This window comes from Pseudoalteromonas sp. TAE79, from assembly GCF_000498015.1.
In the GTDB taxonomy this organism is placed as follows: Bacteria; Pseudomonadota; Gammaproteobacteria; order Enterobacterales; family Alteromonadaceae; genus Pseudoalteromonas.
Genome location: NZ_AUTL01000128.1, coordinates 14,048 through 35,363, shown reverse-complemented (window position 1 = coordinate 35,363; position 21,316 = coordinate 14,048). Strand labels below are relative to the sequence as shown.

The window sequence follows — 21,316 nt, the reverse complement described above, 5'->3', positions numbered from 1 at the left end:
CTATCAGCTATCAGCAAACTTACTCGTTAAGCCAATTAGGTTCAAGTAATCATTTGCAGTCAAACTATTTACTCCGAAGAATGTCATATGAGCTTCTAATAGTTGAGATTCACTGATAGCACCACTCCCATCATAGCCAAACGTGTGCATGTAGTTAGTCTTTTTTATATTGGTACCTCTATTTAATACTTTTTGTAAGCTACAAAGATAAGTAAAAAGATCCATCTTTGAAAATTCTGAAAAATGCCCCATAAGTCTTTGTCGCTCATAATCACCTAAGACAAACGACTGCTTGATCCCTTCTAAGCTTTTGGCAGAATTGATCATTTTTTCCAAGTATCTAGATAAATCTAATTCTTTAGCTGAAAGCTTTAAATCAGTAACTCTATTGTTAACAACAAATGGGGCATCTTCGAAGATTAAACACATATAGTCATATTGAGGTTTATTGAACATATATAAACAAAGTAAAATCACTAAGACTAAAATATCTATTGTTTTCTCTTCGACTATTAATTCTATACTTGTAAGTAATCTATTTGTTAATTGTATAGCTGATCTAGGTGCTAAGTTTTGCCAATTGGAGATCTCAGCAATGAGAGATGATAACTGCTTTTTTAAATCATCACCTTGAGATAAAAGCGGAAACAGTAAAATGCTTTTTTGTTCCAGATAGTGATTATCTAATACAGTAAAATCACAATTTGCTTCTAATAAACTGGCAGAAATCCCAACATCTAGATGGTACTTTGTATCAAAGAAACGCCTTAAATAGTTATCAGCATTAAAATCGTTTCCATATAAAGCTTTTATCGTGTGCTGCAGTTCTTCTGTATGTGTTGAAACAACTATTACTAACCCTTCTATATCGAAAATATGCTTTATTGCTTCTAGCATTTCTACTGCATAAGTTGGGCGGCAGCGGTCTAACTCATCAATAAAAATGAATGCGGGATAATCACGAGCTGTTGCTTGCAAGCCACCTTTTGGCTTTTCAATCGAGTATTTAACTAACTCTTTAATGGTGCCCTTTAGCTCTTTTACCCCCTTCTTATAGTCACTATGCTCTTTAAATGCTTGTGTTGTCATTGCTTCCATAGCTGCTGACAAATCTAATGGTTTATTATTTTGTGTTGATGAAGAAGTATCATCTATGTCAGAGTTTTCGTCTACAAATAGGTCTTCAATATCAAAGCCACCATATCGCTTAACCAATGCAGCTAAAATTTTTGGTAAGACAGATATACCTATATTTTTAAAGCTTTTTCTTTTGGCTTGAGTTAAATGGCTTTTGTTGATTGTTTCTAAAAGTTGCTCTTGTATTTCAGCAAGCACTGTAATAATAGGTGAATCCATAAAATCATTCGACCAAGCATCTATGTAAACAACCGGATGTTCATGCTTTAAGTTTTCAGCCCAACGTTTTACGAAATAAGTTTTACCTGCCCCCCATTCCGCATTTACGTTAATTACATAAGAGGATTTATTGGGCTTCTCTCTATTCGCATTTGAGCGACGAACAAGGATCTTAGTAAGCAGTTCTGCATCTTGCTTTCTATTTAGTTGATCAGCAGGATAAGTAATATCATCAATTTTTATTTCTTCGTTCCATTCTTTAGTTTTCATACAACGTCCTTGTCACAAATCTATCAATTCTCTCAAACAACTAAAGCTTACAGCTATTTTTTAGTTATCGTCACTTGTGGCTTATCGTAGTCACTGTAGTCAATACTTACTATGTACGTGCCTTTTATTGCTGGTGTGAAACTAAAGTAGTTATAAATAGTATTACAGTCTGCGATAGCTGGCTGGCCGAGTGCTAGGCTTTGCCCCTCTGGTTGTGCGTCGCTATAACCACAGTTATAACCTTCGCTAAAATCGGCATCTGCTATTTTAAATTCGTACACTTTACCAGGGCTAGAAAATTTAACTTCTGCTTGATAAAGCGCAGGACCAACTGGCGAAAACTGATACTGAGGTTCAGCGTCCCAAAGCGTAAAGTCGCCTCTTAGATAAATTGTTTTATCTAGCTCTTGCTGTGGCAATACATCGTTAATCGAAATTTGGCTTGTACAGGCAGTAAGTAAACCAGCAATTGCTAAGGTTAAAATTCGTTTCATAGAAATCATCAATGGGGTTTCCTTTGCATACAGTGAAAACTAAAAAGCCAGCAAAACGCTGGCTTTTAAAATTGCTAATCGGTGTTATTTTTGTAAAACAGAAATATCTGCAATACCTAAAAACAATCCGCTTAACTGGCTTAATAGCGCAAGACGATTTTGCTTAACTGCTTCATCGTCGGCCATAACCATTACGTTGTCAAAAAAGTTATCAACACTTTGTCGAATACCTGCCAATTGGCTTAATGCTTCTTGGTAGTTTCCATCTGCATAAAGTGGTGCAAGGTCAGTGGCAAATTTTGCTACTTGTGATGCCAATACTTTTTCAGCGTCGTCGCTTAATAAGCTCTCATCAACACTACCTTGGCTGGTAATGTCGTTTTTAGCCAGAATATTACCTACACGCTTATTAGCAGCTGCAAGCGCTTCTGCTGCGTCTAATGTGCGGAAGTGACTTACGGCCTTAACACGGCGATCAAAATCAACAGGTTTAGTCGGACGACGTGCAAGCACAGCTTGAATTACGTCTACTTCAATCCCTTCGTCTTGATACCAAGCACGGAAGCGCCCTAGCATAAATTCAAATACGTCAGCCGATACATTTAAGTTAGTTAACTTGTCGCCAAATAATGTTTGCGATTTAGCTACTAGGTCTAAAATATCAAGTGGTAGTTCTTTTTCTACCATAATGCGAAGTGCACCAATAGCAGCACGACGAAGCGCAAATGGGTCTTTGTCACCTTTAGGTGCTTGGCCTATACCAAAAATACCCACCAGCGTGTCAAACTTATCAGCAATCGCTACTGCGCAGCTAATTAAGTTTGTAGGTAAGTTGTCGCCTGCAAAGCGTGGCATGTACTGCTCGTTTTGCGCTATGGCTACATCTTCGGCTTCACCGTCGTGGCGAGCGTAATGCATTCCCATTACACCTTGTACGTCGGTAAATTCCATTACCATTTCTGTCATTAAGTCAGTTTTACTTAATAAGCCTGCACGCTGTGCTAGCACTTTATCAGCACCTAATTGCTCAGCAATATAACCTGCAAGCTCACTAATACGCTGAGACTTATCTTTAAGCGTACCAAGTTGTTTTTGGAACAATACGCTATCAAGCGATTCTAATCGGCTTTCTAGTGTTTTCTTTTTATCTGTTTCAAAGAAGAACTGTGCATCTGCTAAACGCGGGCGCACTACTTTTTCGTTACCAGAAATAACTACACTTGGCTCTTTACTTTCTATGTTAGATACAAACAAAAACTTATTTAAAAGTTTGCCGTTTTGATCTAATAACGGGAAATATTTTTGATCGTCTTTCATGGTGTAAATTAACGCTTCGGCTGGTACATCTAAAAATGCTTCTTCAAATGTTGCCGTTAAAGTAACTGGCCACTCTACAAGTGATGTTACTTCTTCTAGTAAATCTTCATCCATTGCAACAACAGCATTAACTGCCTTTGCGGCCTCTTCTATTTGCGTACGAATTTGCACTTTACGTTGTTCGTAATCGGCAATAACGTAAGCAGATTTAAGTACGTCAAAAACGTCATCCGCATGGTTTATGCTAATTTTTTCTGGGTGATGAAAACGATGACCCTGAAGCTGGTTAGTTATTTTCTTACCAAGGATCTCGCCTTCAAGTAGCTCATCACCAAACAAAATAGTTACCGTATGCACAGGACGAATAAATTGTGTTTTATTCGCGCCCCAACGCATTGGTTTAGGAATTGGTAATTTAGCTAACGCTTTAGTAATTGCACCTGTCATTAGCGATTTGGTTTCTTGCCCTGCTACTTTAGCAATGTGCAATAACCATGCGCCTTTGTCTGTTTCGAGTGTTTGTGCGTCTTTTACTTCAATACCACAACCACGCGCCCAACCCATTGCTGCTTTTGTTGGGTTACCGTCACCGTCAAATGCGGCTTTAGTCGCTGGACCACGTTTTTCAACTTCTTTGTCTTGTTGCTTAGCTTCAAGCGCTTTTACTTGTAAACCTAAACGACGAGGCGATGCATACCAGCTTACGCCTTCGTGTGCTAATTCGAGTGTTTCTAGCTCTGCAGTTAAGTTTGCAGCAAAAGCTTCTGCTAATTTACGCAGTGCTTTTGGTGGCAACTCTTCTGTGCCAATTTCTACTAATAAATTTTGTGCTGACATGCTTACTTATCCTTACACAGCGGGAAACCAAGCGCTTCGCGTTTGTCATAGTAACTTTGTGCACACGCTTTTGATAACGCACGAACGCGTAAAATATAACGTTGACGTTCGGTTACCGAAATAGCGTGTCGTGCGTCTAGTAAGTTAAAGGCATGCGATGCTTTCATTACTTGCTCGTAAGCCGGTAGTGGTAAGTTTGCTTCAATTAACTTTTGGCTCTCTGCTTCACATTTATCAAACTGAGCAAATAAGTCTTCTACGTTTGCGTGTTCAAAATTGTAAGTAGACTGCTCTACTTCATTTTGATGGAACACGTCGCCGTAGGTTACACGCCCCAGTGGACCGTCTGCCCATACTAGGTCATAAATACTATCTACGCCTTGAATGTACATTGCTAAACGCTCTAGGCCGTAAGTAATCTCACCTGTTACTGGTGAACACTCAATACCGCCAACTTGTTGAAAGTAGGTAAACTGCGTTACTTCCATGCCGTTTAACCAAATTTCCCAACCTAGGCCCCACGCACCTAACGTAGGTGATTCCCAGTTGTCTTCTACAAAGCGAACTTCGTGAGTTAGCGTATCGATACCCATAGCCGCTAAAGAGCCTAAGTAAAGCTCTTGGATGTTATCTGGCGATGGCTTTAAAACAACTTGGAATTGGTAGTAGTGTTGTAAGCGATTTGGGTTTTCACCGTAACGACCATCGGTAGGACGACGACACGGTTGCACGTATGCACTTGCCATTGGCTCTGGACCAATAGACTTTAAAAATGTTTGCGGGTGAAATGTCCCTGCGCCCACTTCCATATCAAGTGGTTGAATAATGACACAGCCTTGCTGCGCCCAATAATCCTGTAAAGCCAGGATCAAACCTTGAAAGGTTTTTACGTCATATTTTTGCATATTTGGCTTTTTACTATCTAAGAAGTAGCGTGAAAATTACCCTTAGTATACCGTGTGTACACTCAGGTTTTAAGCAGTTTGTGTAGAAAATAAAAAAGGAGCCATTAGGCTCCTTTTTCAATGTAAGTAATATTTTTACACGTCTAGGTTAACTACACGTAGTGCGTTATTTTCAATAAACTCACGACGAGGCTCAACTTGATCGCCCATTAAGGTTGCAAACAATTGATCCGCGCCAACAGCATCTTCAATAGTTACTTGCAACATACGACGAGCACTAGGATCCATTGTTGTTTCCCACAGCTGGCTAGGGTTCATTTCACCCAGTCCTTTATAGCGTTGAATGTAGATCCCGCGCTTAGATTCTGTGATCAACCATTCCAAAGCATCCACAAAGTTATCAACGGGTTTTGTTTTCTCACCACGTTGAATATAAGCACCTTCTTTTAGGATGTTTGCAATGTTAGTACCAGTCACAGCAATGCGTTGGTAGTCACGTGACGCAATAAAGTCATAATGAAGTACGTGCGCTTTATCAACACCGTGCTGACGAATATTCACAACCGGGTAATACATATTACGCTCAGTGTCATGCTCTGTACCTGCATGGAAAATAGTCGCATCTTCATCACGTTCAACTAGATCATCAACTAACTCTTTTGTCCAAGCAATTACTTTCGCTTCGTCAGAAAGGTCATCCGTTTTTAACTCTGTTTGATAGATTAAGCGTTCCATTACCGTGTTAGGATATTTACGCTTTAAACGCTCAATAACTTTAACTGTATTTTGGTAATCGTGAACGACTTTCTCAAGCGCTTCACCTTCTAGCGCAGAAGCATCTGCACTTGGATATAAAGCCGCATTATTAAGTGCAAGCGACGTTAAGTATTCAACTAATGCAGGGTCATCTTTAATATAACGCTCTTGCTTACCTTTTTTCACTTTATAAAGTGGTGGTTGAGCAATATAAATATAGCCGCGTTCTACAATTTCAGGCATTTGACGATAGAAGAATGTTAATAGTAACGTACGAATATGAGAACCATCCACGTCCGCATCGGTCATGATGATGATACGGTGATAGCGTAATTTCTCAGGATTATATTCGTCACGACCAATACCACACCCTAATGCAGTAATTAGTGTTGCTACTTCTTGTGAAGATAACATTTTATCAAAACGTGCTTTTTCTACGTTTAAGATTTTACCCTTAAGTGGAAGAATAGCTTGGTTTTTACGGTTACGTCCCTGCTTGGCTGATCCGCCAGCAGAGTCCCCTTCCACTATATATAGTTCAGATTGGGCAGGATCTTTTTCTTGGCAATCAGCCAGCTTACCTGGTAAACCAGCTAAGTCCATTGCACCTTTACGACGAGTCATTTCACGGGCTTTACGCGCCGCTTCACGAGCACGTGAGGCATCAATAATCTTACCTACAACAATTTTAGCATCAGTTGGGTTTTCTAATAAAAACTCAGTGAATTTTTCAGCCATTGCTTGTTCAACTGCAGACTTAACTTCACTTGAAACTAGCTTGTCTTTAGTTTGTGATGAGAACTTAGGATCAGGAACTTTTACACTAACAACAGCCGTTAAGCCTTCACGGGCATCATCACCGGTAGCATTACTGGTTGTTTTAGCTTTTTTGTTAAAGCCTTCTTTTTCCATGTAGTTATTAAGTGTACGTGTTAGCGCTGATCTAAAACCGGCTAAGTGAGTACCACCATCACGTTGTGGAATATTATTTGTGAAACAGTAAATGTTTTCTTGGTATGCATCATTCCACTGCATTGATACTTCAACGCTAATACCATCTTCTTCACGTTCGTGAGTAAAATGGAATACACCTTTATGTATAGGTGTTTTATTACGGTTTAAGTATTCAACGAAAGCTTGAATACCGCCTTCGTATTTAAAGTGATCAGATTTATTTTCTTCACGTTCATCATTTAAAATGATGCTCACACCTGAATTTAGGAATGAAAGCTCGCGTAAACGCTTAGCTAAAATTTCGTAATGAAAATCTAAGTTTGTGAATGTTTCACCACTTGGCCAAAAACGCAGTTCTGTACCGGTCGTTTCTGAATCACCAATAACAGCTAATGGTGCATCTGGAACGCCCATAGTATAAAACTGCTCATGAAGTTTACCTTCTCGGCGAACTGTAAGTTTTAGCTTTTCTGAAAGTGCATTTACAACAGAAACACCAACACCGTGTAAGCCACCTGATACTTTATAAGAGTTATCATCAAACTTACCACCGGCATGAAGTACCGTCATAATAACTTCGGCTGCTGATACGCCTTCTTCTTCATGGATAGAAGTTGGAATACCACGACCGTTATCTCGTACTGAGACAGAACCGTCTAAGTGAATCGTTACATAAATATCATCACAATGACCTGCTAAGGCTTCATCGATCGAGTTATCAACGACCTCAAACACCATGTGGTGTAAGCCTGTGCCATCATCGGTGTCCCCAATATACATTCCAGGACGCTTTCTTACTGCGTCTAATCCTTTAAGTACTTTAATACTCGACGAGTCATAATTCTCAGACATGGTTAATCCCACTTATCTTGTTATTAGGTTGCCATGTTTCACGTGGAACATTTGTAGTTCTCGTTGCATGGGTTCCACCACAGCAGAAATACTTTCAGACAAAATTGAAGAGATAAAAATTTGAGAACTGCAGTGAGCAAGTAATTGTCCCACTTTCTCTTTTGTATCTTCGCCTAACTCTGAAGGTAGATCATCTATTAGCAATATAGATTGCTTATCTGTCTCTGACTCAATTAAGCTATTTTGCGTAACTTTTAACGCATACAATAATAGCTTCAATTGACCGCGTGAGAATGTATTCTCCACGCTGTTGCCAGCGACACTAAAACTAAAATCGGCCTTATGAGGGCCTTTACTTGTAAACCCTTGGCGAGCATCTCGCTCAAAGTTTTGCTCTAACGCATCTGCAAGAGATTCGGTCTCTTTCCAGCCTGCGTTAAAGGTCATTTCTAAATCACGTACAAGCGTTAATTCTGCACACATTTTATCAAAAAATTGCTGCTTAAACCTACTTATATACGCCAATCTTAATTTATTTATTTCTTCAGCCAGTCTAACAAATTCTTTGTCCCAAAACTTAATTTGGTCAAAATAATTCTTTGGCTTAGTTTTTAATAAAGCATTACGTTGTTTGAGTACTTTATTAAATGATTGCCACAAAAAAAAGAACTCATGTTCCACGTGGAACAAACCTAAATCTAAAAACTTTCTACGCTCTTTCGGCCCACCAAAAAATAAGGAGTAACTCTCTGGTGTAATAATTTGTACTGGCATGAGTTGAGCTAGTTCGGATATTTTACGGCTCGCTTTTCCTTGGATTTTTAAATTAGTTTCACCCGTTTGAGTTTTGCTAATGCCAATAGGAATAGATAAGTCGTGAATTGTTTTGCGCCCGTGAATTACAAACTGCTCATGCTGATGCGCGATAATACTTTTATGTTTTGGAGTACGAAAAGATTTGCCGTGAGAAAGGTAATAAATAGCCTCTAAAAGGCTGGTTTTTCCGCTGCCATTTTCACCATAAATTATATTAACGCCATTGACTGGTTCTAGCGTCAACGCCTCAATATTACGAAAATATTTGAGGCTCAAATGACTTAAGCTCATTATGTATTTATAATCTTATAAACGCATAGGCATAACAACATACATTGCTTCTTCATCGCCTGCACCTTCAATTAATGCACTGCTATTTGAGTCAGCTAATGTAAATAGTACGTCTTCTGTTTTTAGTGTGTTTAGTACGTCTAATACGTAAGACACGTTAAACCCAATTTCTAGGTCAGCGCCTTCGTAACTTACTTCAACAACTTCTTCAGCTTGTTCTTGCTCTGGGTTGTTAGCCGTAATTTTTAATAAACCGTTTGATAAGTTTAAGCGTACACCACGAAACTTTTCATTAGATAAAATAGACACTCGTTGAAACGCATTTCGTAACCATTCACGGTTAGCTGTAATTACCTTATCCCCACCGCGTGGTAATACTCGACGGTAATCAGGAAAGCGCCCATCAACTAGTTTACTTGTAAATGTAAACTCAAGATCGATGATACGAATATGGTTGGCACCAAACTGAATTGTAACCAGTTCGTCGTCAGCGACCATAAGACGCATAATTTCTTGCACACCTTTGCGAGGAATAATTAGTTGGCGTTGAGTATTAAGCGATTGCGTTAATTGCTTTTGCGCTATAGCCAAACGGTGACCATCTGTCGCCACTGTTTTTATATCGGTATTATCTACTTCAAACGACATACCATTTAAGTAATAACGTACGTCTTGATTTGCCATTGAAAAATGCGTGCTTTCGAGTAACTTACGAAGCTCTATGCGAGTAAGTTGAAATTCAACTTCTCCGTCCCACTCTTCTAAATTAGGAAAATCATCAGCAGACAAAGTCGTTAATGAAAAACGGCTTTTACCACTAGTTAAAAGTAATTGATGCTCTTGCAAGCTTAAAGTAATGTCTGAACCATCAGGTAGACTTTTACAAATATCGAGTAACTTTTTAGCGGGTAACGTTAGTTTTGTATCGGCAATATCATCACCTACAAATACACCAGAAACTAGTTCAATTTCAAGGTCAGTACCCGTCATTGAAAGTTGTCCGTTTTCTACCACTAACAATACGTTAGATAAAATTGGCAACGTGTGCTTGCGCTCTATTGCGCCAGACACTTGCACCAATGGCTTTAAAAATTGTTGTCTTGATATTGTTATTTGCATAATAAAGTCAGCCCTAAGATGACAATGTTCTTATTAAATTTTGGTAATCTTCTTTAATTTCGTGGCTTTCGTCACGTAGTGATTTTATCTTACGACATGCATGTAATACGGTCGTATGATCGCGTCCACCAAATGCGTCACCAATCTCAGGTAAGCTGTGATTAGTTAATTCTTTAGATAATGCCATAGCTACTTGGCGCGGCCTCGCTATAGAGCGGCTGCGGCGCTTAGATAACAGATCAGATATACGAATTCGATAGTACTCAGCAACAGTGCGCTGAATATTGTCTATGGTAACCAGTTTATCTTGCAAGGCAAGTAAATCGCGTAGCGCTTCTTTTACAAAGTCGATAGAAATTGGACGACCCGTAAAGTTCGCATTAGCGATTACACGGTTAAGTGCACCTTCTAATTCACGTACATTCGAGCGTAATTTTTTTGCAATAAAAAAGGCAACTTCGTGTGGTAAGTTAATCTTACTTTGCTGGGCTTTTTTCATCAAAATAGCAACACGCGTTTCAAGCTCTGGTGGCTCAATCGCAATTGTTAATCCCCAACCAAAACGTGATTTTAGCCTGTCTTCAACGCCTTCAATCTCTTTAGGATAACGGTCAGAGGTTAAAATAATTTGTTGGTTACCTTCAAGCAATGCATTAAAGGTATGAAAAAACTCTTCTTGTGAACGCTCTTTGTTAGCAAAAAATTGAATATCATCAATCATCAATGCATCAACACTACGGTAATAACGCTTAAATTCTTCTATCGCATTATTTTGAAGTGCCTTTACCATGTCTTGAACAAAGCGTTCTGAATGCATGTAAACAATTTTAGCATCTGGCTTATTTGCCATAATGCCGTTACCTACTGCATGTAATAAGTGAGTTTTACCTAAACCAGTGCCACCGTATATAAATACAGGGTTAAAAGCAGAGCCAGGATTGTCGGCAACCTGTGTGGCCGCAGCTTTTGCTAATTGGTTTGATTTACCTTCAACAAAGCTATCAAAAGTATAGTTTTCTTTAATGTTAGATTTGTAACCTGACTTAGGTGCAGGTTCAACAACTGGCTTTTGCTCGCGAGGCTGTTGTTTTGCTGAAGCGTGTGCACTTGGTGCTGATTGAGTTTCTATAACCGGTGCAGCTTGTGCATTTAATAAAGGTTTACTACCTACATCAAAACGTAGTTTTGGTGCTTCAACACCACAAATTTCTACTAGTAATTCGTTAATTCTATTTAGGTACTTTTCTCTCACCCAATCAAGCACAAAGCGATTAGGTGCATAAATCGTCAAGGTATCTTCGGTACTTTCTGCTTGTAGCGGTCTTACCCACATACTGAATTGCTGCGAAGGCAACTCATCTTGCAATACATATAAACAACTTTGCCAAACCGACAGATACACAGTTAAACTCCCAGAGATATAATTTTTATTCCCGCACATCATTAATGATTATAAATCATACATTTATTGCGTTCAAATGGTCCAATAAGCGACCCAAGACCGCGTATTATGAAGACACTTTATCCACAAGTAAAAGATTGATTTTTATAAAATTGTTGATATCGATGTATAAAATCATTAACAAGCTGATTTAAAACAGTTTTTATTTTAGATCCTGAGAGGAGATCATAACAAAATAACACCAAGATCGCGAACCAAATTTACGATCCAATTTACTTTTCCCCTGCTTTTATTCACTTTTTATACAAGGGCTGTGGAAAACTTCTTATTTATGATGATCCTAACAGATCGCCTTATATGATCTCTCATATAGTAGTAGGTGGGTTATATACCCTTAACGTAATTATGATTGACTTTACATTACTTACTCTATAATATCTCGCGCTCGCAATGGCACCTATGCCAGGATCGCGACCTGTATAGGATGTTTTAACTTTAACCGATCGGATGAGATTGTTATGAAAAGAACTTTTCAACCTAGCGTTTTAAAACGCAAACGTGCACACGGCTTCCGTGCTCGCATGGCAACTGTAAATGGCCGTAAAGTATTAGCACGTCGCCGCGCTAAAGGCCGCAAAGTTCTTTCTGCTTAATTTATAAGTGGAAGACTTTAGCTTTGGCAGGGAGTTACGTCTGTTAACTCCCTCGCATTACTCTCGCATATTTAATGAACCCGCTCGGGCTGCAACTCCTTTCTTTACTCTATTAGCTAAACCAAATGACCAAGAAAAACCTCGGTTAGGTCTTACTGTTGCTAAAAAACGCGTAAAAAAGGCATGCCAACGAAACCGTATTAAACGTCTCGCTCGCGAAAGTTTTCGTTTAAATCAACACAGCATCGATAATATTGATATTGTGCTTATGGTGAAAAGTGGTATTGATGAACAGTCTAATGAAGAATTAACCAAACAACTTACTAAATTATGGCGAAAAATTAACGAACGCTGTAAACCAGGTGCACCTAAACCGCCACCTTTTAAGAAACGCCCAAACAAATCAGCTAAATCTAATAAACAAACCTAATTGCAATAGAATTGCAGGGTTAATTAATGTATCTTTAGCTCACCTTTTAATCATGCATTTAAAATTTCTAATTGAGTCTTTAAATACATGATATCTATCTCACTAAACTTAAGTAGGGGCATAAACATCATGAGGTTAATTAAACCACTTGTTGCTTTTCCTAAGATTTGTTTAGTGTTATTTATCCGCGGTTATCAAAAGTGGATTAGCCCGCTGTTAGGTCCGCATTGTCGTTTTAATCCAAGCTGCTCACATTATGCAATTCAAGCAATTAATTTGCATGGATTTATAAAAGGTAGTTGGTTAGCTTTAAAACGCATATTAAAATGCCATCCTTTACATTCAGGTGGAGACGACCCCGTACCTGAAAAATTAACCCATATTAACCACCAACACGAGAAATAAGAGCTGTTATGGAATCGCAACGCACGTTTTTATTAATTGGCCTAATGCTAGTGTCGTTTTTATTGTTCCAAGAATGGGATAATGATTACAACAAGCCTAAAGCCGATCCAAGTGCCACAACACAAACACTACAAGCAAATTCACCAGAGTCGGATGATTATATTCCTTCATCGTCAGATTCAGGTTTACCCGCTTCAGCAACTTTAGCTAAACGTTCAGTTATTGAAATCACAACTGACGTTTTTAAAGTTAAAATTGACACCAAAGGCGGTGACATTGTTGAAACAGACCTTCTTCAATACGAAGAAACTAAAGGAAGTGAAACACCTTATATGCTTCTTGGTCAGCTTGATAGTGGCAAACAATACTTTTCACAAAGTGGCTTAATTGGCTTAAATGGCCCTGACGCGTCAGCTAACGGTCGCCCTACTTATAGTACCGAACAAAAGTCATATACCTTAACGGGTGATGTGCTTCGCGTTCCACTTCAGTTTACTGATAGTAATGGTGTTAGTTTTACTAAAACGTATGTATTCAAAAAAGGTCAGTATGACGTAGGCTTAGAATACAAAATTAACAACACCACCAGCACACCTCTTCAAGTTCAGCTATACACGCAAATTAAGCGTACTGTACAAGAAAAAGGCAGCATGGTTGATCAAAACTATTTAGGTGCTGCATACGGTACTGATGAAGAACCTTACGAAAAGTATAGTTTTTCTGATATGGCTGATAAAAACCTAAATAAAAGCACACAAGGTGGCTACGTTGCATTTATACAGCATTACTTTGTAAGTGCTTGGGTTCCAATGCAGGATCAATCAAATACTATTTATAGCTTAATTACGAAAAGTAATGCCGCTATTATTGGTGCTAAAGACCCTGCTGTTAATATTCAAGCAGGTAGTGAGCAAACACTAACTGCTACTTATTATATGGGCCCGAAAGAATCAGATATTCTTGAAGCGATTCACCCAGACCTAGACTTAACTGTAGATTACGGTTGGTTATGGTTTATTTCGCAACCTTTATTTGTATTGCTAAAATGGTTACACAGCATTTTAGGTAACTGGGGGGTAGCAATTATTGCCATCACTATTATCGTAAAATCGTTAATGTACCCGCTAACTAAAGCGCAATACACTTCAATGGCAAAAATGCGTGCTCTACAGCCTAAAATGGCAGCTCTTAAAGAAAAGTTTGGTGATGACCGTCAAAAGTTCGGCCAAGCAACTATGGAAATGTACAAAAAAGAAAAAGTTAACCCTATGGGTGGCTGTTTCCCTATTTTGCTACAAATGCCAATTTTCTTAGCCTTGTTCTACGTATTCTTAGAGTCTACTGAACTTCGCCATGCTGAATTTATTTTTTGGTTAACTGACCTTTCTGCACAAGACCCGTACTACGTATTACCGATATTATTTGGTGCGAGTATGTTTGTGACGCAAAAGCTACAACCTATGACGGTTACTGATCCAATGCAGCAAAAAATGATGACCTTTATGCCGGTTATCTTCTCTGTATTCTTCTTATGGTTCCCATCTGGTTTAGTTCTTTATTGGTTAGTGTCTAACCTTATTTCTATTGTCCAGATGTTAATCATCTACCGTGGCATGGAAAAGAAAGGAATTAAAGTAAGAGGCTAATTGCCTATACCCAAGCCACATCAAGATGGTTTGAGTATATTACTTATATAAAGGCGACTTCGGTCGCCTTTTTTATTGCCTGTTTTTCACCACAGCTATTCGCTACCAATAAATCGATAGGTTACAATACGGGCATAAAGTTACTCACCGTTGGTAAATTAATAGCATGATCAATCAAGATACAATTGCAGCACAAGCAACAGCACCTGGACGTGGTGGTGTTGGTATTATTCGCGTTTCAGGTAGCCTTGCTAAAAGTGTCGCCGAAAAAGTAGTAGGTAAAATACCTAAAGTCCGCTACGCCGATTATGTGCCATTTAAAAGCCTTGCTGGCGAGCAACTTGACCAAGGTATTGCCATTTACTTTGCAGGCCCAAACTCATTCACTGGTGAAGACGTACTTGAATTACAAGGCCATGGCGGCCCTGTAGTGCTAGATATGTTACTTAAAGAAATTAGTAAAATAGAGGGCGTTCGTTTAGCAAAGCCTGGTGAGTTTTCTGAACGTGCATTTATGAATGACAAGCTTGATTTAACACAAGCAGAAGCCATCGCCGACTTAATTAATGCCACTAGCGAGCAAGCCGCTAAAAGCGCCCTACAGTCTCTCCAAGGTGAATTTTCTAAGCACATAGAAACACTCGTAGAAAAAGTAATTCACTTACGTATGTATGTAGAAGCGGCAATAGATTTTCCTGATGAAGAAATTGATTTTTTATCAGATGGTAAAGTGTCAGGCGACTTAGACGCTATTATTACTCAGCTTAACACTGTAACCAATCAAGCCAAGCAAGGCAGCATAATGCGCGAAGGTATGCGTGTTGTTATTGCAGGCCGCCCTAATGCGGGTAAATCAAGCCTGCTTAACGCTCTAGCCGGTCGTGAAGCCGCAATCGTAACAGAAATAGCCGGTACCACTCGGGACGTACTACGAGAGCATATACATATAGATGGTATGCCACTGCATATTATAGATACAGCAGGCCTACGCGAAAGCCCAGACAGAGTAGAGCAAATAGGTATTGAGCGTGCGTGGGATGAAATAAACCAAGCCGATCGCGTTTTATTTATGCTTGATGGCACTGATACTATAGATACTGACCCGCACAAAATTTGGCCTGAATTTATGGCAAAATTACCAGAAGGTATGGGGGTTACGGTCATCAGAAATAAAGCTGATTTATCGGGCGACATAGTAGGAATGGAGCAAGAGCAACAATACCCGGTCATCAGCTTAAGTGCTAAAAATGCTGACGGTATTGAGCTTGTTCGCGAGCATTTAAAAGCCTGTATAGGCTTTCAAGGCGCAACAGAGGGTGGCTTTATGGCGCGCCGTCGTCATTTGGATGCGCTAGAGAGTGCTGCGTATCATTTAGAAACAGGTAAAACACAATTAGAAATGCACATTGCTGGTGAAATATTGGCTGAAGAACTGCGTTTAACACAGCAGTATTTAAACGAAATAACCGGTGAATTTACCTCAGACGACTTACTTGGCAAGATATTTAGCTCATTTTGTATTGGTAAATAAGCACCTTATTACAGATATATTTTTATTATAAGAGCACTTAGGTGCTCTTTTTTTATGTAAAATATTCACTATAAAATATGTATTTGTACCGTCAATCCCAGCCAGTTCTGCCAATAAAATCATACCCAAAGCGATAATTATTACCAGCCAGATTATGTAGATTAGACAGTGAAAAGAGCCTTTAAGTAAAGTATTAATAGCGCAAGTAGCACCCATTTTAAGGTCAAAACCGATACATATTTCAAACAAAAATACGTTTTAAAATAATTATCCTCCACACAAAAGTTAGTTATAAATAGCTTTTTTATAATTACCTAGCTCATAAAAACTGATGTTATTTGCTCAATTTAAGAGCTAAAACATGACGATCAGTACTCTAAAAAATCAACTTTATACAACATATGGACAGACGATCACTGCGGCTTTTTAATAAAAATGACTCGAGATTTGAGTGCATCAAACTTTTGATCTACTAATCCACCAGCAAAATACATAAAAAAAGCAGCTATAAATACGCATTAAATTAAATATATTGAGATCACTTATCCACAAAACCTAATTTTTAGCTCAAATAAATAGTAAATTGAGCCACCTCGCAGAGAAAAACCTAATGATCTATTAAAAATTATCTGTTTATAAGCTTATTTTTAATTAATTTCGTTAGAACAGCCCAATTAGATCATTTAATAAAATTATTTTCGATCTAAATTTAAGGTTATCAACAACCTTTATATCCACATTATGATCACCTTGTGCTTTTTATGCCTAGATTTATAATTAAGTCTTTCACTAAATAGTAATATCAATAACTTAGCGATTATTAAACAACCTAAAAGGTGTGTTTAAACAGAGCTTTCCCCACTGTTATCAACAACTTTATCAGAAGATTACATTTAAAGATATTTTGTTAACCCCTATAATATCAACAACTTAATTAACCGCTTTCAAATAAGAATAAAATTAGCACAAAAATAGTTATACAAAAAAGCACACTTAACTTTACTGTTACTCACACTCAGTTATCATAGGCAGCAATTAAAACCAATGTGATCACTAATATTCATGAGTTCAGTAAATCTTATTGTTGGCAGCCAAATGGGATCAGCCGAGTATGTTGCAGAGCAACTAAGCGACGCGCTTAATAACCTTGGTATTACTACACAACTACATGATCAACCTGAATTTAGCGATATTGATCAGCAAAATACCATTTGGTTAATTTGCACATCTACTTATGGTGCAGGTGATTATCCTGAAAACTTTATTAGCTTTGTTGAAGATGTGACTCAAGCTAATGATTTATCAGAATTAAAATACTCAGTAATCGCTTTAGGTGATACCAGTTATGACACTTACAACCAAGCTGGACGTAATATAGATGCCTTATTATCTCAAAAAGGCGCTATAAAAGTAGCAGAACGCTTAGAGCTTAATATTCTCGATGAAGCACTACCAGAAGACACAGCATTAGCATGGTTAGACTCTTGGATAACCAAAACAGGCTTAAAATAGATAGATCAAGTAAAAAGTTATATATAAAGTTACCCACAATTTACTAATAATTTAATAGATTTTGTGGATAAAGATTGAATAAACTGCTTTTTAAAGCATGCTTATCCATGGGATAAGATCCAACTGATTCAGCCCTGTGCATAAGGTGCCTTTTTGATCAGAGCTTATTTGCTGGATGATCCGATCATATTAACACCTTTAGATCTGATCTAATTTCATGTTTTAAATGAAGATCTAAACCTTATCAACAGAAAAGCTGATCAGTAGTAGTAATAGTAATAAAAGATCTCTTTAAAAGATCCTTTATATTATTAGAGATCACATACTTAGATCTTGCTCTTTGTTTAATCATTTATCTTCTGCCAATTTCTAGGTAGAATACGCTCCCTTTTGAAGTTTACCGGTTTGATTTAAGTAGGATCCCATTAATGATTTTTCACGAAAATTTTGACGTTATCGTAGTAGGTGGTGGACATGCTGGCACTGAAGCCGCATTAGCAGCTGCCCGTATGGGGATGAATACCCTGCTACTGACTCACAATATGGATACCCTTGGTCAAATGTCTTGTAACCCAGCGATTGGTGGGATTGGCAAAGGTCATTTGGTAAAAGAAATTGATGCGCTTGGCGGTGCAATGGCACAGGCCATTGACAAAGGCGGGATCCAATTTCGCACACTAAACTCTTCAAAAGGACCTGCTGTTCGTGCAACTCGAGCACAAGCAGATCGCGCTTTGTACAAAGCAGCTATTCAAACAACATTACAAAATCAAGATAACCTTAAGATTTTTCAACAATCATGTGATGATCTTATTGTTGAAAACGATCGTGTTACTGGCGTAGTAACTCAAATGGGTTTACGTTTTAGTGCTCCAAGTGTCGTTTTAACCGTGGGTACTTTTTTAGGTGGCCAAATACACATTGGTTTAGAAAATTACAAAGGCGGTCGTGCTGGTGATCCACCATCAATTGCATTGGCTGAACGTTTACGCGAACACCCTTTTAGAGTGGATCGCTTAAAAACAGGTACTCCGCCACGTATTGATGCACGTACTGTTGATTTTACAAAAATGGAAGCACAGCCTGGTGATATGCCAACACCTGTATTTTCATTTATGGGTAAACAATCAGATCACCCACAACAAATACCGTGTTACATCACTTACACCAACGAAAAAACACATGATGTTATTCGTAAAAACCTACATCGCTCACCTATGTACTCAGGTGTTATTGAAGGTATTGGTCCACGCTACTGCCCATCAATTGAAGATAAAATTGTACGTTTTGCGGATAAAGATAAGCACCAAATATTTGTTGAACCTGAAGGCTTAACATCATACGAATTATATCCAAATGGTATTTCTACTAGTTTACCGTTTGATGTACAACTTGAGATTGTGCAATCTATTTCTGGTTTTGAAAATGCACATATTTGTCGACCAGGCTATGCAATAGAATATGACTACTTTGATCCACGTGATTTAAAACAGTCTTTAGAAACAAAATTTATCGAAGGCTTATTTTTCGCGGGTCAAATTAACGGCACTACCGGTTATGAAGAAGCGGGTGCACAAGGCTTAATTGCAGGTATGAATGCTGCGTTAAAAGTGCAAGGTAAAGATTCTTGGACGCCACGTCGCGATGAAGCTTACGTGGGTGTATTAATCGACGACTTAGCAACACTGGGTACGAAAGAACCGTACCGCATGTTTACTAGCCGTGCCGAATACCGTTTACTACTTCGTGAAGATAATGCAGATATTCGCTTAACTGAAAAAGGCCGTGAGCTGGGTTTAGTTAATGACGAACGTTGGCAGGCATTTAACGAAAAAATGGAAGTAATTGAGAAAGAAAAACAACGCATTAAAGATACGTGGATTCATAAAGATCACGCCGTTGTAGATCAAGTAAATGCATTACTGAAAACACCGCTTACACGTGAAGCAAGTTTAGAAGAATTACTTCGTCGCCCAGAGATTCGTTATAACGATCTTATGGCTATAGAAGGATTAGGATCTGAATTTACAAACAAAGCGGCACTTGAACAAGTTGAGATCCATACTAAGTACGCAGGTTATATTGCGCGTCAACAAGATGAGATCAACAAACAGCTTCGTCATGAGCAAACAATTTTACCAAAAGAGTTTGATTATAAAACCGTATCTGGTTTGTCAAATGAGGTAGTTGCCAAGCTTATTGAGTCGCGTCCTGACACTATTGGCCAAGCATCGCGTATTTCTGGTATCACCCCAGCGGCGATTTCGCTATTATTAGTGTATCTGAAGAAGCAAGGCTTATTACGCAAATCTGCGTAACGATAAGGGTACATAGTGTTACAGCAACAATTAACTACATTGTTAGCGCAAACTGATATTGCGCTAACGGAAAAACAACAGCAACAGCTAGTTCGTTACGTCGAATTATTAGATAAGTGGAATAAAGCTTATAATTTAACTTCGGTACGCTTACCTGAAGAAATGATGATTAAGCATATTATGGATAGTTTAGTTGTTGCGCCTCACTTACCCGGTCATCATTATATTGATGTTGGCACAGGGCCTGGCCTTCCGGGCATTGTTTTAGCGATTGCATTACCTAACACACAATTTGTGTTACTAGATAGTCTAGGTAAACGCGTTCGCTTTTTAATGCATGTTAAACATGAGCTTGGCCTTGATAACGTAACACCTGTTCAGTCAAGAGTTGAAGAATATCAACCAAGTGTTAAATTAGATGGCGTACTCAGTCGTGCATTTGCTTCATTACAAGATATGGTTGACTGGTGTTCGCACTTAATTGATCATTCGGGTAAATTTATAGCGCTTAAAGGTGTGTTCCCTAGCGAAGAGCTAGAGTCACTACCTACTGGCGTTAAGTTTGAGCAAAAAATTGCATTAGAAGTACCTAAGTTAGATGCACAACGACATTTAATTATTCTTTCTAAAGACTAGGGATCAGAGACACTGTGGCAAAAGTCATCGCATTAGCAAATCAAAAAGGTGGAGTGGGTAAAACTACAACCGCTGTAAACCTCGCTGCGTCTATGGCTGCAACGAAACGTAAAGTGCTGTTAATTGATCTCGATCCGCAAGGTAATGCGACTATGGGTAGTGGCGTAGATAAATATGGCGACGTGCCAACTATTTACGACCTACTTATTGAAGATAAACCTATAGAAGACGTTATCATCAAAGAAACGTCTGGTGAATACCATATGATTGCTGCAAACGGTGATGTAACCGCTGCAGAAGTTAAATTGATGGAATTGTTTGCCCGTGAAGTGCGTTTACGTAACGCACTTGAAAAAATTCAGGACCAGTACGAATTTATTTTTATCGACTGTCCACCCTCTCTAAATATGTTAACTGTTAATGCAATGGCTGCTGCTGATTCTATTTTAGTGCCAATGCAGTGTGAGTATTATGCACTTGAAGGGCTAACTGCATTAATGGATACGATTACGCAGCTTGCTAAGTTAGTGAATCCTAGCTTACAAATTGAAGGCATACTTCGTACTATGTACGACCCGCGTAACCGTTTGGCAAATGATGTATCAGAACAATTAAAACAACATTTTGGCGATAAAGTATACCGTACGGTGATCCCGCGTAATGTTCGTTTAGCTGAAGCACCCAGTTTTGGTACTCCTGCTATGTACTATGACCGGGCATCAAGTGGCGCTAAAGCTTATTTAGCACTCGCTGGTGAAATGTTACGCAGAAAAGAAAAAACAGCGTCCGTTGTCGCCTAACTTTGAGGTAAAAAAA

Annotated in this window: 17 protein-coding genes; 9 read left to right on the top strand and 8 right to left on the bottom strand. The window is 38.6% G+C overall.

Going from position 1 to position 21,316, the window contains the following annotated elements:
* Window positions 1-3 precede the first annotated feature (3 nt).
* From L655_RS0108625 to dnaA, 8 genes are all read right to left on the bottom strand, one after another.
* A complete protein-coding gene (locus L655_RS0108625; RefSeq protein WP_024604769.1) occupies window positions 4-1,626 on the bottom strand; it encodes a P-loop NTPase fold protein in 1,623 nt (540 codons plus the stop codon).
* 53 nt (window positions 1,627-1,679) lie between these two features.
* Window positions 1,680-2,129 (bottom strand): hypothetical protein, encoded by a 450-nt coding sequence (locus L655_RS0108620; RefSeq protein ID WP_024604768.1) that lies wholly within the window; start codon window positions 2,127-2,129, stop codon window positions 1,680-1,682.
* 75 nt (window positions 2,130-2,204) lie between these two features.
* Window positions 2,205-4,274 (bottom strand): glycine--tRNA ligase subunit beta, encoded by a 2,070-nt coding sequence (gene glyS, locus L655_RS0108615; protein WP_024604767.1) that lies wholly within the window; start codon window positions 4,272-4,274, stop codon window positions 2,205-2,207.
* 2 nt (window positions 4,275-4,276) lie between these two features.
* Window positions 4,277-5,179: a glycine--tRNA ligase subunit alpha gene (glyQ, locus tag L655_RS0108610; protein ID WP_007584197.1), complete on the bottom strand. Its 903-nt coding sequence runs from the start codon at window positions 5,177-5,179 to the stop codon at window positions 4,277-4,279.
* A gap of 135 nt (window positions 5,180-5,314) precedes the next feature.
* The gene (gene gyrB, locus L655_RS0108605; RefSeq protein WP_024604766.1) at window positions 5,315-7,741 is read right to left on the bottom strand and encodes a DNA topoisomerase (ATP-hydrolyzing) subunit B; all 2,427 of its coding nucleotides are present in this window, start codon (window positions 7,739-7,741) and stop codon (window positions 5,315-5,317) included.
* A gap of 12 nt (window positions 7,742-7,753) precedes the next feature.
* Window positions 7,754-8,848 (bottom strand): DNA replication/repair protein RecF, encoded by a 1,095-nt coding sequence (gene recF, locus L655_RS0108600; protein ID WP_024604765.1) that lies wholly within the window; start codon window positions 8,846-8,848, stop codon window positions 7,754-7,756.
* A gap of 15 nt (window positions 8,849-8,863) precedes the next feature.
* Window positions 8,864-9,967 (bottom strand): DNA polymerase III subunit beta, encoded by a 1,104-nt coding sequence (gene dnaN / locus L655_RS0108595; protein WP_024604764.1) that lies wholly within the window; start codon window positions 9,965-9,967, stop codon window positions 8,864-8,866.
* Between the two features lie 13 nt (window positions 9,968-9,980).
* A complete protein-coding gene (gene dnaA, locus L655_RS0108590) occupies window positions 9,981-11,369 on the bottom strand; it encodes a chromosomal replication initiator protein DnaA (protein WP_010555148.1) in 1,389 nt (462 codons plus the stop codon).
* 518 nt (window positions 11,370-11,887) lie between these two features.
* Here dnaA and rpmH point away from each other — a divergent pair.
* The 9 genes from rpmH to L655_RS0108535 all read left to right on the top strand — a co-directional run bounded on the left by rpmH (window position 11,888) and on the right by L655_RS0108535 (window position 21,300).
* Window positions 11,888-12,022: a 50S ribosomal protein L34 gene (rpmH, locus tag L655_RS0108585; RefSeq protein ID WP_004335215.1), complete on the top strand. Its 135-nt coding sequence runs from the start codon at window positions 11,888-11,890 to the stop codon at window positions 12,020-12,022.
* 7 nt (window positions 12,023-12,029) lie between these two features.
* On the top strand, window positions 12,030-12,452 hold the full coding sequence (rnpA, locus tag L655_RS0108580; protein WP_004335217.1) for a ribonuclease P protein component: 423 nt from the start codon (window positions 12,030-12,032) through the stop codon (window positions 12,450-12,452).
* A 129-nt stretch (window positions 12,453-12,581) separates the two neighbouring features.
* Entirely contained in the window at window positions 12,582-12,857 is a 276-nt protein-coding gene (yidD, locus tag L655_RS0108570; protein ID WP_004335219.1) for a membrane protein insertion efficiency factor YidD, read from the top strand.
* A gap of 8 nt (window positions 12,858-12,865) precedes the next feature.
* Window positions 12,866-14,503, top strand: coding sequence for a membrane protein insertase YidC (gene yidC / locus L655_RS0108565; protein ID WP_024604763.1), 1,638 nt, complete (start codon window positions 12,866-12,868; stop codon window positions 14,501-14,503).
* 166 nt (window positions 14,504-14,669) lie between these two features.
* Window positions 14,670-16,034, top strand: a complete 1,365-nt coding sequence (gene mnmE / locus L655_RS0108560) for a tRNA uridine-5-carboxymethylaminomethyl(34) synthesis GTPase MnmE (RefSeq protein WP_007584209.1) — start codon at window positions 14,670-14,672, stop codon at window positions 16,032-16,034.
* A gap of 1,062 nt (window positions 16,035-17,096) precedes the next feature.
* Window positions 17,097-17,546: an FMN-binding protein MioC gene (mioC, locus tag L655_RS0108550; RefSeq protein ID WP_024604761.1), complete on the top strand. Its 450-nt coding sequence runs from the start codon at window positions 17,097-17,099 to the stop codon at window positions 17,544-17,546.
* Between the two features lie 428 nt (window positions 17,547-17,974).
* Complete coding sequence (gene mnmG / locus L655_RS0108545; protein ID WP_024604760.1) at window positions 17,975-19,864, top strand: tRNA uridine-5-carboxymethylaminomethyl(34) synthesis enzyme MnmG; 1,890 nt, start codon at window positions 17,975-17,977, stop codon at window positions 19,862-19,864.
* A 15-nt stretch (window positions 19,865-19,879) separates the two neighbouring features.
* Window positions 19,880-20,500: a 16S rRNA (guanine(527)-N(7))-methyltransferase RsmG gene (gene rsmG / locus L655_RS0108540; protein ID WP_004335232.1), complete on the top strand. Its 621-nt coding sequence runs from the start codon at window positions 19,880-19,882 to the stop codon at window positions 20,498-20,500.
* Between the two features lie 14 nt (window positions 20,501-20,514).
* Window positions 20,515-21,300, top strand: a complete 786-nt coding sequence (locus L655_RS0108535; protein ID WP_004335235.1) for a ParA family protein — start codon at window positions 20,515-20,517, stop codon at window positions 21,298-21,300.
* Window positions 21,301-21,316 lie beyond the last annotated feature (16 nt).